10 protein-coding genes are annotated in these 14,947 nt (G+C 44.7%); 7 read left to right on the top strand and 3 right to left on the bottom strand.

Annotated features, from left to right (window positions below; translation table 11 throughout):
* The gene (locus FIV04_RS22535) at positions 1-3,075 is read left to right on the top strand and encodes an efflux RND transporter permease subunit (RefSeq protein ID WP_152470625.1); all 3,075 of its coding nucleotides are present in this window, start codon (positions 1-3) and stop codon (positions 3,073-3,075) included.
* A 71-nt stretch (positions 3,076-3,146) separates the two neighbouring features.
* Here FIV04_RS22535 and FIV04_RS22530 read toward each other — a convergent pair whose 3' ends face one another.
* Complete coding sequence (locus FIV04_RS22530; protein ID WP_152470624.1) at positions 3,147-4,574, bottom strand: methyl-accepting chemotaxis protein; 1,428 nt, start codon at positions 4,572-4,574, stop codon at positions 3,147-3,149.
* Between the two features lie 147 nt (positions 4,575-4,721).
* Positions 4,722-5,945: an aromatic amino acid transport family protein gene (locus FIV04_RS22525; protein ID WP_152470623.1), complete on the bottom strand. Its 1,224-nt coding sequence runs from the start codon at positions 5,943-5,945 to the stop codon at positions 4,722-4,724.
* A 473-nt stretch (positions 5,946-6,418) separates the two neighbouring features.
* Here FIV04_RS22525 and FIV04_RS27340 point away from each other — a divergent pair, with 473 nt between their 5' ends.
* The 3 genes from FIV04_RS27340 (at position 6,419) to FIV04_RS22515 (ending at position 8,583) form a co-directional block, all read left to right on the top strand.
* Positions 6,419-6,547, top strand: a complete 129-nt coding sequence (locus FIV04_RS27340; RefSeq protein ID WP_255231879.1) for a hypothetical protein — start codon at positions 6,419-6,421, stop codon at positions 6,545-6,547.
* Between the two features lie 80 nt (positions 6,548-6,627).
* Positions 6,628-7,251 carry an ACP phosphodiesterase gene (locus FIV04_RS22520; RefSeq protein WP_152470622.1) on the top strand — a complete coding sequence of 208 codons (624 nt, stop codon included), beginning with the start codon at positions 6,628-6,630 and terminating at the stop codon, positions 7,249-7,251.
* Positions 7,252-7,308: 57 nt separating this feature from the next.
* Positions 7,309-8,583 carry a DEAD/DEAH box helicase gene (locus tag FIV04_RS22515; RefSeq protein WP_152470621.1) on the top strand — a complete coding sequence of 425 codons (1,275 nt, stop codon included), beginning with the start codon at positions 7,309-7,311 and terminating at the stop codon, positions 8,581-8,583.
* Between the two features lie 145 nt (positions 8,584-8,728).
* Here the strand turns inward: FIV04_RS22515 and FIV04_RS22510 are convergent, their stop codons facing one another.
* Positions 8,729-9,472: a TetR/AcrR family transcriptional regulator gene (locus tag FIV04_RS22510; RefSeq protein WP_032552940.1), complete on the bottom strand. Its 744-nt coding sequence runs from the start codon at positions 9,470-9,472 to the stop codon at positions 8,729-8,731.
* Between the two features lie 168 nt (positions 9,473-9,640).
* Here FIV04_RS22510 and FIV04_RS22505 point away from each other — a divergent pair, with 168 nt between their 5' ends.
* The 3 genes from FIV04_RS22505 to FIV04_RS22495 are packed head-to-tail and all read left to right on the top strand — an operon-like array spanning position 9,641 to position 14,840.
* A complete protein-coding gene (locus tag FIV04_RS22505; RefSeq protein ID WP_152470620.1) occupies positions 9,641-10,729 on the top strand; it encodes an efflux RND transporter periplasmic adaptor subunit in 1,089 nt (362 codons plus the stop codon).
* The gene (locus tag FIV04_RS22500; protein WP_152470619.1) at positions 10,729-11,784 is read left to right on the top strand and encodes an efflux RND transporter periplasmic adaptor subunit; all 1,056 of its coding nucleotides are present in this window, start codon (positions 10,729-10,731) and stop codon (positions 11,782-11,784) included. The genes FIV04_RS22505 and FIV04_RS22500 overlap by 1 nt, the downstream gene beginning before the upstream one ends.
* A complete protein-coding gene (locus tag FIV04_RS22495; RefSeq protein ID WP_152470618.1) occupies positions 11,781-14,840 on the top strand; it encodes an efflux RND transporter permease subunit in 3,060 nt (1,019 codons plus the stop codon). Before FIV04_RS22500 ends, FIV04_RS22495 begins: the two co-directional genes overlap by 4 nt.
* The last annotated feature ends 107 nt before the right edge of the window (positions 14,841-14,947 follow it).

The raw sequence follows: 14,947 nt of genomic DNA, 5'->3' as shown, positions 1-14,947 counted from the left end.
ATGTACAAAATTACTGAACTCGCGCTTAAGCATAATCGGTTTACTCAAGTCTTTTTAGTGATGTTATTTGTGCTCGGTATCAGTACATTTAAAAGTGCACCGAGTAAAGAAGACCCTGAAATTTTGATTCGTAGCGCTGTGGTAGTAGCGCAGTTTCCAGGTATGTCGCCAGACCGCATCGAGAAGTTCATAACAAAGCCCTTAGAGCGTGAGATCAAGCAGATTCCAGAAGTGAGCGAGATAAAGTCTTGGTCGCGAACAGGCGTTGCTCAGATCACCGTGACGGTGCATGACAAATACTTCAACCTCCAACCGATATGGGACACGCTCCGAAATCGCATGGATAGTATGAAGGGGAGTCTACCAGACGGCACAATTGGACCAATGGTCAATGATGAGTTTGGACAGGTTTACTCTGCTACCATCGCGTTGTTTGGTAATGGCTTCGATCATCACGAGCTACGAAAAACAGCAGAAGCGATCCAAGATAGATTAAGCAGTGTCCAAACTGTTTCTCAAGTAGAACTTTATGGGGTCAATGAAGAGCGAATTTGGGTTAATGCTAAACACGGTGCGTTAACTAATGAAAAGTTCCAGTTCAGGCAGATCGTATCGACACTGCAAGCACGTAATGTGGTACTTCCTGGTGGTGTGATCGAAACCGACACCATGCAGGTTGAGATAGAGCCAACAGGTAATTTTAACTCTGTTGAAGAGATCTTAGAGCTGGATCTCAATGAACGAGAATCTGGAAATACCGTCTATTTGCGAGACTTAGCAGACGTTGAAGTCGGCTATGAAGACCCATTTAATACGCCAGTATATTTCAACGGAAAAAAAGCGGTTATCATCGCAGCAGCAATGGCTTCTGGTAGTCAAAGTGATGAATTTGGCACAAAAGTGAAAGAGTTTATCGCTCAGGTAGAGAGGGATTTACCTGTCGGTATGACGTTAGAGTTAGCGACTTTCCAACCCGACAAAGTTAACGCGGCAGTCAGTTCTGCGACCACGAACCTAATGCAAACTGTCGCTGTAGTATTGGCGGTGGTGATGGCGTTTTTAGGCCTAAGAATGGGGTTGATTATCGGCAGTATTGTCCCATTAACTATCTTACTTACGGTTATCGGTATGTCGATCTGGGGCGTTGAATTACAAAGAATGTCGATTGCCGCCATTATTATTTCTCTTGGTTTGCTGGTGGATAACGGCATCGTTATGGCTGAGTTCATCCAGAGTAAAATATCTCATGGTGTAGCGCGTGTAGACGCAGCCATTTCAGCTTCAAAAGCGATGGCGGTACCACTTCTAACTTCTTCATTAACGACGATTTTGGCGTTTATGCCGTTACTACTAGCACAAGATGTGACTGGAGAGTACTTGCGTTCCCTGTCGCAAGTAATCACCATCGCATTATTGTCTTCATGGTTCTTGTGTTTGTTTGCAACTCCAGCTTTGTGTGTTTGGTTTATCAGGCCAAAGAATCAAGATTGTGAAAAAGGTGATAAAGAGCCTGAGCTATCCAAGCTTCAATTGGCTTATCGTCGATTTGTTAATGCTATTCTTAACTTTCGCCTGAGTACTCTGGCCGTGGTGATCTCGATATTTGCGGTCTCGATTTATAGCTTTCGTTACGTCACAGTCCAATTCATGCCGGGCTCTGAGCGGAATCAGTATCTGGTGTTTGTTGACTTACCTGCAGGTACCAAGGTGGAAGAGTCAGATAGAGTATCGAAACGTTTAGAAGAGTGGCTGCTTGATAAGAAGCTGAACCCAGATGTTGTGAATATGGTGCGTTATGTTGGCAATGGTGGTCCACGTTTCTTCCTAGCTTTATCTCCGGTTGATCGCGCACCAAACCGCGTATTTATGGTGGTGAATACTACAGACTACACTGCAGCGCTGGATATGGTGCAGAAAACGAATCAATTCATCATGGAGCAGCTTCCTGAAGCGAGTGGACAGGCTAAGCGTATGTGGCTGGGTGGCAGTGAACTCGGATTGGTTGAGTATCAAGTCGTTGGTAAAGATATCGATGTGATACAGAGCGTTGCTAAGAAGATTGAACTAGCGCTGCGCCAAATACCAGGTGCTGTCGGTGTTGCTAACGATTGGGAGAACAATGTTCCAAAGCTAGTCTTAGACATAGACCAAGCTCAAGCGATTCGTGCTGGCGTGAGCAGCCGAGATATTGCAACCAGCCTTGACAGTTATCTTCGTGGAAAAGAGGTGACCAGTTTTAGAAATGACGAAGATGTGATCCCAGTAATTGTTGGCGCGGCGGACACTGAAAAGACGCTCGAAAAGTTGTTCACGACGCAAATAGTGTCATCAACTAATGGCCAAGCTCTACCTTTGGTACAGTTTGCATCAATTGTCGCTATCAGCGAGCCAGCGGTGATTCGTCGCTTTGATCTAGAACGCACGGTCACTATCAGTGTTAAGCATGAGAGCCTGCAAGCCAGCGAACTCAATAAGCTGATGAAACCGACTCTCGACCGAATTGAGCTACCTCCGGGCTATAGAATCGCATTGGGAGGGGAGCTTAAAGGTGCGAGCAAAGCAAATGGCGCGTTGTTTGGTTATCTTCCTCAATGCTTCGCTGTGATGATTCTACTGCTGCTACTTCAGTTTAATTCGATTCGTAGACCATTGATCATCTTGCTCACGATCCCACTCTCTTTGATTGGAGCAGTCTCTGGTTTGTTAATAACAGGGGCGTATTTCACGTTCCCAGCGATGCTCGGTATCTTCAGCTTGGCAGGTATTATCATTAATAATGGCATCGTACTTATCGACTGTATTGAACAGAACCGTAAATTGGGTGAGGGAGTGCGAAGTGCAATCACATTAGCATGTATGACGCGTCTGAGACCAATTGTGATGACAACACTAACCACGATTCTTGGGCTAGTGCCTTTAGCACTTTCGGGAGGTGAATTTTGGTACTCAATGTCGATTGTGATGATCTTCGGTATGATCGTCGGGACGGTATTAACACTTGGAGTTGTGCCAGTGCTTTATAGTTTATTCTTTAGAGAACCGGCAGAACAAGAAATGAAGCTCATTTCAGTTTAACGAGATGGCAAAAAAAGAAGGACTCCGAGGAGTCCTTCTTTGATTTTTTAGCTGCGAATCAAAGCCAAGCCTTAAGTGCGGTATTTCGCTAAGGTCTTAGATAGTGAAATAGAAGCACGAGTTAGATTCGAAACGCCATTAGAGGTGTTTTGAGCAACTTCTTTGATGACATCTGATTGGCTACGAATGTCATTCAATTCAGCTGCAATGCTGTTAGCTACGTTGCTTTGCTCATCGGCAGAAGAGGCGATTTGTGCGCTCATATCCATTAGGGCACGAGCTGAATCTGAGATTGAGTTTACATCGTCACCGATATTAGAAATCAACTGGCTACTTGTTTGTGCTTGGTCAACAGTTTGCTCAGTGATCTTCGCAATATTCTGGCTCTCTTGTTGTAGACGCTCAATCATCGCTTGGATTTCTACCGTTGCTGACTGAGTGCGGCTCGCAAGTGTACGAACTTCATCGGCAACAACTGCAAAACCACGGCCTTGTTCACCTGCACGTGCGGCTTCAATAGCTGCGTTCAGAGCGAGTAGGTTAGTTTGCTCAGAAATAGCATTGATGGTGGTGATCACTTCATTGATTTGGCTTGTGTTAACGTTAAGGCTCGTTACAGAAGATGAAGCCTGCTCAATCAATGATGACAGGGTAGTGATCTCTGCGATAGCTTGCTGAACTTTACCGTGGCTTTGGTTAATCGCTTGAGCATCATTTTCTGTTTGCTCGGTTGAACGTGCTGCGATGTTTGACACTTCGTTTGCAGAAGCTGTCATCTCATCCATTGCTGTTGCAACAGAATCAAGCGAAGCGTGTTGGCTGCTAATTTGAGTTTCACTACGCTTCGCTTCTGCTTCGAACGAAGAAGAGGTTTCACTTAGCGTCGCAGCACTTTCATTGACGTTATTTACAAGCTCGCTCAAGGTGTCCATAGAGCGGTCTAGTGCACAACCGATTGTACCGAATTCATCACGACCTGGGTGGAAACCAAGACGAGAGCTCAAGTCGCCATCACCAATCTTTTCTGTCGTTGAGTAAAGTACCCAAAGTGCGCCACCAATGAAGGTTGCCACCCAGTAGCAGAAAATGCCAAAAGGAACACACCATAAAAAACTGAGTAAGAAGGTATTCAGTGCGCTCTGCTTCTGATCGGCAACATCGGTTGCAGGTAGAGTAAGAGAGTAGTATTGGCCGTCTTTACCTTGTTGGGTAGCCGTTACAGAGCCGTTACTGTTGATTGATGTGTCTGTTGAAGTCGCTCTTGAAGAACGGGTTAACAGTGTTGACTCTGGGGAGTCAGAAACAGACAACATACCCTTGAGTTGTTGTTCAGCTGAAGTCTTTGCATTTTGTTCAATTTGACTGAGCTGATTGAGGTAGGTGTTCGTTGATAGACTGCCAAGGGCAACTAAGAAGATGAGGAAAATAACCCACATCTTGTCGTTGATCGACATTTTAATAAACAGTTTGTCTATCGTTCGAAACTGTACTTCTTTCATGATAACTCCACGATAATTCCTTTAACGAGGACTTTAAATAACCGCACGCAATAAATATGTGATCCGGGTCGACTGTTTATGAAATTAAATGATAATCAATTTCTATAATTGGGACCCAGATCAATCAATTTTGATAAATTAATCAATTTAGCCGAGTGAAGGCAGCAAACCACCTGAAATCATAATTTGAATCGCGATGATGATCATACCCACTGTACCTGCAGTGATTAGTGCCAACTTGCCGCCTGCTACTTGGTAAGCAACGGTGCTAGAGTCTTGAGTTGATGGTTGTTGAGTAAAGCGCACTTTGTAGACCATTACTGTAGGCAAAAGGATTGCAAGCACTGCAAGGGCAATCGCTGCGTATCCTAGCGCCATAATGAAGCCTTGAGGGTAGAAAAGCGCGAAACCCAATGGTGGAACGAAAGTTACTAACGCCGTTTTGATACGTTTACCTTGGCCCAGTTTGTCGTTTAGAGAGTCTCCCATAAACTCAAACAGACCTAAGCTTACGCCAATGAAAGATGTTAAAAGTGCTAAGTCAGCAAAGACACCAACGATCATGCTTAAATTGGATTGCTGTACTTTTTGAGAAAGTGACACCAACAGAGCACCCAAACTTGAATCATTCAGAAGTTGCTCTTGGCTAACAACACCTAGCGTCACACTCTGCCAAAACACGTAAATAATAAGAGGCAGTGCCGAACCCACAATCATGACCTTACGCAGTGAGCGTACGTCACCATCTAGGTAGCGAACGATAGAAGGGATGCTGCCGTGAAAACCGAATGATGTGAATACAACAGGAATTGCTGCAACAATCAGACCTTGTTGTAGCGGCATGCTCAATAAGTATTGAGAGGTTACGTTTGGCGCAAGAAAGCTAAGCACTAGCACCATCGCAACTAACTTTAAGCCAAATAGGACGCGATTAACCTTGTCTACACTGTGAGTACCAATGGTTACTACCGTCGCAACAATAATAGTGAAAAGCAGTGTAGTCAATTGACTACTGATCTCTAGCCCAGTTAACTGCATCACACGTTGGTTAAACTGAGCGCCACCACCTGCAATGTACGCGGCACATAAGGCATAGAACAGGAACATCACCGCAAAGCTTGCAATCCATTTCCCTTTATTACCAAGAATGCTATGCGCCAAGGTGTGCAGCGTCGCATCTGAGTCCGCAAATTGGTGTAGTTCAACCATAAGAAGAGCCGTGAATGCCATTAGTGCCCACAGGCCGAGCATTAAAACAAGTGAGGTTGAAAATCCGATACCAGCAGAAGCTAGTGGAAGGGCGAGCATGCCTGCACCAATAGTGGTGCCTGCGATGATCAAAGTACTACCGAAAACCTTTGATTTAGTCATTGTATATAATTCTTTACGTTATGTGGTTTTTACTTGGCTTATGTACTGAGTAAGTCGCCCATAGCCAGTAATAATATTGGATTGGCTGCATTTTGTGGGAGTTTTATAATGAATGCAAGGTTAAATGTAATTTTTTATATCCACTGTAAAATAATGTATACACTTGGGTTTTTCTAATCAACTTAAAGTACAAAGCAATCGTTTATCTATGATCTGATTCATAGTTTGGTGAAGAAAAGATTGAGTCGGTGGGACGTGACCAGTAATAGTGTGGGCGCGCGACCCAACTTCGGAGATATGGAGCCTATAGCGCGAATGCCGATTTAGAACAGAGGTGTGCTGCTCAAAAAGAGCGCATTAAAAATTGTTGGGAAACACGGAGTGTCTTCATAAATCTGTCATATTTAACGCACAATATGGAGACACTTAGTTGTAAGAGCGAAAGCCTATGATAAGGAATAGAAGGGCACAATATGAGTGACCAATATTTTAATGACGAAAGTCTCGAGCTGTTAGATGCGATGGAAATTGGCATCGACCTTTCTGATTACGAACAGGCAGTTCAGCAATTAGCCGAAGAGATGTTTAGCTCGTCAAACTAACCTATGTCCTCATTAAAGTTAGCTAAGATTATGGAGTACGTTTACTATGTCTCCAATCGGCTCTACTTTAATGAGGTTCAATGAACTTTCTTGCCCATCTTCATATCGCAAATCACTGTCGCAGTGACTTAGCAGGTAACCTGCTTGGTGACTTTGTGAAAGGGGATCCCTCAAAACACTATTCTCAACCCTTAGCTGATGGTATTCGACTGCATCGGTTTGTCGATAGCTACACTGATTCTCATGTGATCTCCAAGCAAGCGAAAACATTGTTTAGAAAAGAGACTCAACGCTTTGCTCCAATTGCGCTTGATGTATTTTGGGATCACTGCTTAGCCACAAATTGGTCAAAATATTCTAACTCTTCACTTAAACAATTCTGTAAGAATTCACATAGTAAGATAAGCCAAGATTCAGAGGCGCATTGGCCTGAGAACTTCCTTTTGGTCCATCAGAAAATGTCCCAGCAACGCTGGTTAGAAAGTTATGAATCGATGGATTCAATTTCTATGGTATTAGAGAGAATGTCTTTACGAAGGCCAAGACTTGGAGTACTGAAAGAGTGCTTTGATGACCTCGCCGCTAACTATGATAAGTTGCAGTGTCACTTTTATGAGCTCTACCCAGACGTACTTGAGCGCTCTTGGCAGCATCGGCAACAGCAAATTGAAATGTTAGCAAAGAAAAATCAATGTCAAAGGTAAACAGTTCCATTGGGGTTTGCTACAATCCGCGCCTATTTCCACTTTGAGCATCATTTTATGTCTGATACAAACCAAACTTTTGAACAATTGGGTCTTTCGGAGCAGTTGCTGTCTACATTACAGACGCTAAATTTCACAACCCCGACAAGCGTGCAAGAGCAGGCGATCCCACTCGTGTTAGAAGGTAAAGACGTACTGGCTGGTGCTCAAACAGGTACGGGCAAAACCGCGGCGTTTGGTTTACCAATCATTCAACGTTTGTTGGCTAGCCAAGACAATGTGATTCCAAATCCTAAACTGGTGAGAGCTTTGGTATTGGTGCCGACGCGCGAACTCGCACAGCAAGTCTTCGACAACATTACCAGTTATGCTGAAGGCACTGGACTTAATATTGTGGTTGCTTATGGCGGCACTAGTATGAAAGTTCAAACCGACAATCTAAAAGCGGGCGCGGATATTCTGATCGCAACGCCGGGACGTTTGATTGACCACATGTTCACTAAGAACATCATGTTAAGCCAAACTGAAGTTCTTGTGCTTGATGAAGCCGACCGCATGCTTGATATGGGTTTTATGCCAGACATCAAACGCATATTGAAACGCATGAATGATGTTCGTCAAACACTGTTCTTCTCTGCGACTTTTGACAACAAAATTAAATCTATTGCCCATCGTATGATGGAGTCTCCAAGTGAGATTCAAGTAACGCCAACCAATAGCACGGCTGAAACCGTAAAACAGATGGTTTACCCAGTAGATAAGAAGCGCAAAAGTGAACTATTGGCTTACTTGATCGGCTCTAAAAACTGGCAGCAGGTCCTAGTTTTCACTAAGACTAAGCAAGGTACTGATGCGTTAGTTAAAGAGTTGAAGTTAGATGGTATCAAAGCAGCTTCAATCAATGGTGATAAAAGCCAAGGTGCTCGCCAAAAGGCACTGGATGACTTTAAGTCAGGTAAAGTCCGAGCTTTGATTGCAACCGATGTTGCGGCACGTGGTATTGACATCCAACAACTGGAACAGGTTGTAAACTATGATATGCCTTACAAGGCAGAAGATTATGTTCACCGCATAGGGCGTACAGGTCGAGCTGGCAACACCGGCTTGGCGGTTTCTTTAATGAGCAGAGACGAAGAGTACTTGCTTGAAGCGATTGAGCGTTTGCTTGATAAGCGCCTACCACAAGAGTGGCTACAGGGCTTTGAGCCTAGCTTGATTGAGGAAGTTGAACCAGAGCGTACAGGTCGTCGTAGTAAGAGCCGTTCATCTGAAAAACGCAAGATGAAGGCGAAGCTCAAGATCCATCAAAACCGTGGTAAAGCGCGCCGTTAAGGCTCGTGTAACGGTTCAGAAATACAAAAGGCGCTGTGGATATTATCCATAGCGCCTTTTTTGTATCTTCCGATTGAAGGTCGACTTACGTTGCTATGTATCTATAAAACGTAAGTATCTGTAAACCTAACTACTTGATTTATTGCTACTCGTGGTGCTCAGGGTTGCATTTCCACACACACGGTACGTCGTAAATCAGCTCTTCAAGCGTGTTCGGATTTAGAACCCATTCTTCGTCAACCTTGTAGGTGTTGATCATCTGTTTGTTAAACATCTGCCAATGGTTCATCAATGCTTCGTCAGGGGTAGCAACCATATCACCTTCATTCCATGTGCTTTCCATAAATGGAGTTAGACACACGGCGGCGTTGGCATAGATGATCATCTGCCATTTAATTTCATAAATGTTGATTGGGTGCTCTGGGTAAGCAGCGTTGTATTCATCTGCAAGCATGTTGATCTCTTGCTCGATGTCACCGACGTTATCAATGAAATAGTCAACCAGATTGTCTTCCTGTCGTACTGAGTCCGAAATCAACTGCATCGGTCTACGAGAGTGGATCATATTGGTGAACAGTCGCATCGAAAACAGATACAAGGTTACCTTTGGCGTTACGTCTTTTGGCAACTCTTGCATGATCTTAGCGATGTAAGCTTGAAAATACGCATGCAAGCAATCGCTGATCGCGTGCCAAATCTTCTCTTTGCTACCAAAGTGATGACGGATCAAGCTGTGAGAAACGCCCGCCTTATCACTGATATTACGCAACGAAACGCGCTCGTAGCCTTGGTCGCAGAACAACTCTGCCGCAATGGTCATGATCTGAAAACGTGTTTCTTCAGCATCTTTGGCACTTCTACGGCCTTGCTTCTTTTCAGTCATCGTCATTTTTTCTGTCATTGTCATTTCGCAAATTAGGATGATGTTCTAATTCTACACTGTTTTTGTCGAAATAAAAAATACTGCACAGGTGGAAAGTAAAGCTTGTTAATTCCGTTAATTTAAATATACTGCACACCTGTGTAGTAAATCATAATAATTAAATGGAGCCGCTTAATGCAGTCCAAATCATCTTTCAGAGCCAAACCGGTAAAGACGCTAGGAGCTGTTGTAGCAGTCATCCTCCTAGCGAGCTCCTTGACCGGATGTAACAAAGTACAATCAGAAGAAAATGAACTGGTTATCAAGCCAGTGAAGTTATTGGAGATCCCGAAACAGACCAATATCGAGCTTGATAGCTACATAGCTAAAGTGGATGCAACCGACCGCGCAGCACTCTCTTTTCAAGTGGGTGGTCAGATCGAAAACTTCGCAGTTCGCATGGGGCAAGATGTCAAAAAGGGCGAGACACTGGTTGTTTTAGACTCGACAGATTTCCGAATCGCACTCGATGCAGCGCAGGCAAAGTACGATCTTGCAAATAGTCAGTACCAACAAGCTTCAGAACTTTATGCTAAGAAGCTGGTGAGTACCGATTACTACGACCAAGCAGTGAATAACTACACAGCTGCTGGTGTAGAACTTGAGCAAGCGAAAACCAACCTAGGTTATACAAAGCTAGTGGCGCCTTTTGATGGTGTTGTGTCTATGGTTTTTGGCAAGCAACATCAAGTTATCGGAGAGAAACAGCCAGTTCTCAACATTTTGAATCACGGTGCTATGGACGTTACTTTCTCGGTCCCTGTTGCCAAACTGGAAGATCGTAGCATTAGCGATTTTATTCAATCCAACATGTGGGTTGTGATGGACAGCCATCGCGGGACTCGCATTCCAACACGCTTCAAAGAGATTTCGACACAACCGGACGAAGATACAAACAGCTACCAAGCGGTTGTATCAATTCAAAAGCCAGCTGAGTTGAATTTACTCTCTGGTATGACAGCTCAAGTTGAAGTTCAAAAATCCACCGATGAAAAAGGCATCGGTATCGTAGATTCTGCATGGGTAACCAAAGAAGAAACCCAAGGCGAACTGTGGCGTTACGACCCTGTATCTCAAATGATCTCAAAAGTGACTGTTGCGCTGAATGAAAATGGTCGCGTTGTCGGTGGCCTCATGGGCGGCGACTTAATTGTTGAAGCGGGCGTAGATGCATTGGTTGATGGACAGCAAGTAAAAGCGTGGACGCGTGAGGGCGGAATTTAATGAAATTCAATAAATTAGCGGTCGTTGTTGCTTCAACGCTGGCACTTGCTGCGTGTAATAACGAAACCGTACACAGAGAGCAGCCAACACTAACGGTATCGACTTTTGAAGTGAAGGCACCTCTTAAAGAGCAATTCCGTAATTTCAACGGCCAAGTGATGGCTGCAGAATTGACACCATTGGCATTTCGCATCGCCGGTGAGATTGACCAAGTGCTCGTAGAAGCGGGCGACGTGGTTAAGAAAGGGCAGCTTTTAGCGACAATTGATGGCGACACTTACCGTCAAGATGTAGTAGATGCACAGTCTCAATATGATCTTGCTCATAAGCAGCTAGAGCGTGGTAAAGAAATGTTTGCCAGCAAGATGCTTTCAAAGTCTGAATTTGATCAGCTGACGGCGAACTTTAAGCTTGCGTCTGCCAATTTGGCGTCGGCTAAACAAGCGCTGGGGTACACCGAGCTGCACGCACCGTTCACCGGTACTGTCTCTACAGTCGATAAAAAGCAATTTGAAAATACCACTCCGGGTGAAACACTGCTGAACCTCTATCAAAACGATAAGGTGTATGTGCGCATTCAAGTTTCAGACTCAATTTTGGCTGCGATTAGCCCAGATATGCGCTCTAGCAGTTATCGCCCGAATGCGACTTTTGGTGGCATTGAAGGCTCTTACCCTCTGACTTATTTAGAGCACACTAGTGAATTGCACCCGCAATCGAGAACTTACGAGTTTTGGATGTCGATGCCACAGCTTGAAACTCCAGTCATGCCAGGTACTAGCGTTACGGTGAACGTTGATATGGCTAAAGCGGGTTTGAGCGATGTGCAAGGTTATCAACTGCCTATGACCACCCTACAAGCAGGCTCGGAAGCCAATGAGTTTTATGTATGGAAACTCGAAGATGGCCAAGCCTATAAAAACCTAGTTGAGGTAGAAAAAATCAGCGGTCAAGGTGCGCTTATCGCACATGGTGTAGAGCAGGGTGATCAACTGATCAACTCCAACTTACGCAAATTACGTGATGGAATGAAATTGTCAGGAAAAGCAGAATGAACATCGCAGAATATTCAATAAAAAACAAAGTTATTAGCTGGCTGTTTCTGGTTATTTTAGCTATCGGTGGTGTGAGCTCTTTTAGCAACCTTTCACGTTTAGAAGACCCAGCATTTACGATTAAAGATGCAATGATCATCTCTATCTATCCGGGCGCAAGCTCTATGGAAGTAGAGGAGGAGCTGACCTATCCGCTAGAGAAAGAGATTCGCCAACTCCCTTATATCGATAAGATTACGTCTACCTCTTCAGACGGTATGTCGCAGATCATGGTCAGCATGAAGATGGACTACGGTCCTGATGAGCTACCTCAGATCTGGGATGAAATGCGTCGTAAGATCAACGATCTACAACCAACACTTCCAAGTGGCGTGCAGTCTGTTCAGATTATTGATGACTTCGGTGATGTATTTGGCGTAATGCTAATGCTGACTGGTGATGGCTACGACTATGTTGAGCTAAAACAGTACGCAGATTATCTAACTCGTGAGTTAGAGCTTGTCGACGGTGTTGGTAAAGTCAGCATTGCTGGCGATCAGCAGGAACAACTGTTTGTTGAGATGTCTCTTGAGCGCTTAGCTGCACTTAACTTGGACATGACGACAGTGACTTCTCTGCTTGCTCAACAGAACAGTGTGGTTTCTTCTGGTGAGGTGATGCTCAATGGCCAAAGCCTTGCAATTAAACCAAACGGAACGCTAAGCACAGTTGAAGAGTTAGAAAACTTGATCATCCACGGACGTGACACGGGTAACCTGATTCGTCTGAAAGATGTATCGACGGTAACACGAGGTATCGCGGAAAAACCGGGTAATGTGCTGACGTATAACGGCAAGCCTGCAATCAACATCGGTATTGCGTTCTCTTCTGGCGTAAACGTGGTTGAGATTGGTCAAGCGCTAGACGCAGAACTTGAACGTCTTGAGTCGATCAAACCAGCGGGCATTGAGCTGAACTATTTCTACAACCAAGCGCAAGAAGTTGATAAGTCCGTATCGGACTTCATCATCAGTTTGGTAGAAGCGGTAGCGATTGTAATCGTTGTTCTACTGTTTGCGATGGGTTTGCGCAGCGGCTTAATTATCGGTCTAGTTCTTCTGCTTACGGTGTTTGGTACCTTTATTTTGATGGACTACAACGAGGTAGAACTGCACCGAATCTCATTGGGTGCTTTGATTATCGCGCTAGGTATGCTGGTGGACAATGCCATTGTTGTGGTTGAAGGTATCTTGGTTGGACTTAAGAAGGGTAAAACTAAGCTACAAGCTGCGAAAGACATTGTGACTCAAACGCAATGGCCACTGTTAGGTGCGACCATTATTGCGATTACAGCGTTTGCTCCTATCGGCCTGTCGAAAGATGCAACCGGCGAGTTCATGGGCTCATTGTTCTGGGTATTGTGTTTCTCACTTTTCCTAAGCTGGATTACCGCTCTAACATTGACACCGTTCCTAGCCGATTTAATGCTCAAGGAAGAAGACAAAACAGGTACAGATGAAGACCCATATAAAGGTATCTTGTTTGTCGTATTTGGCGCGATGCTTAAGTTTGCATTGAGATTCCGTTGGTTGACAGTTGCGAGCATGGTCGGTCTATTGGCTGTATCGGTTGTTGGCTTCGGTATGGTGAAGCAGCAGTTCTTCCCTGCGTCGAATACACCAATGTTCTACGTTGATATGTGGATGCCAGAAGGCACGGATATTCGTGAAACTATTAAGCAAACAGAGAAAGTAGAGAGCTACATTCGCAAGTTGGACAATGTCGAGTTTGTAACTACAACGGCGGGTCAAGGCATGCAGCGTTTTGCCCTGACTTACCAACCAGAAAAGAGCTATGAAGCCTACGCTCAACTGCAAGTAAGAACGACTGATCGTGACACCATGTTCGCGACACTTGAAAAGCTTGATGAAAAGCTGGCGATTGAGTTTGAACAGCCAACGTTCCAGTTCAAGTTGATTGAGTTTGGTCCATCACCGGCGTCTAAAATCGAGGCGCGTGTTATTGGCCCAGACCCAGATGTACTGCGCACTATTGCAACTGACGTAGAAAACATCCTGCTTGCAGATCCAGGTGCTCGCAACGTACGCCACGACTGGCGCGAGCGTACCAAAGAGTTGGTGCCTCTATTTAATGAATCTAAGGCGCGTCGCCTAGGCATTTCAAAGGCAGACTTGTCTCATACACTGCAAATGGCGTTTGGCGGATACAACATCGGATTGCTGCGTGACGGTACACACATGCTGCCTATCGTTGCCCGTTTGCCAGAAGAAGAACGTTTTGATTTTGAATCATTAAACAACGTGAAGATCTGGAGTCCATCACTGCAGACTTACATCCCAGTTGAACAAGTGATTGACGGTGTGGAACTGCAATGGTCGGAGCCTCTGATTCAACGTAAGAACCGTAAACGTACGTTAACAGTATTGGCTGACCATGACGTATTAGGCGATGAAACACCGGCAAGCTTATTTGCTCGAGTACAACCGAAAATTGAAGCACTACCACTTCCTTCAGGTTACAGCATCGAGTGGGGCGGTGAATACGAATCGTCTAAGGATGCGCAAGAGTCACTCTTTGGCTCACTGCCAATGGGTTACCTATTGATGTTCATCATCACTATGCTGCTGTTTAACTCGGTACGTAAGCCTTTGGTTATCTGGTTTACAGTGCCACTGTCGATCATCGGTGTATCAATTGGTCTGTTGAGTACCAACATGCCATTTAGCTTCACAGCATTCTTGGGCTTACTCAGCTTGAGTGGCATGATCTTGAAGAACGGGATTGTTCTACTAGACCAAATCAATAGTGAATTGGAGACAGGAAAAGACCCATACCTAGCGGTAGTAGACAGTGCCATCAGCCGTGTACGTCCAGTATCTATGGCGGCATTGACCACTATTTTAGGCATGATTCCACTAGTCTTTGATGCATTCTTTGGCTCGATGGCGATCACCATCATGGCGGGCTTAGGCTTTGCTACGGTACTGACTCTGATTGTCGTGCCTGTGATGTTTGCTATCTTATTCAGAATCAAACCGTCCACTGCGGGATATTAAGGATTGATATAAACGATTCGTTTTAGCCAAGCCCAGCCTGAAATAGGCTGGGCTTTTTTGAGCTTGTTAGATTGGATAAGCGGGAAGCGAGATGAAGATAAACAAGG

Origin of the sequence: Vibrio sp. THAF190c, assembly GCF_009363355.1 — a bacterium.
In the GTDB taxonomy this organism is placed as follows: Bacteria; Pseudomonadota; Gammaproteobacteria; order Enterobacterales; family Vibrionaceae; genus Vibrio; species Vibrio fortis_A.
Note: the sequence above shows the minus strand (reverse complement) of the source record. Positions and strands in the feature narration are given on the sequence as shown.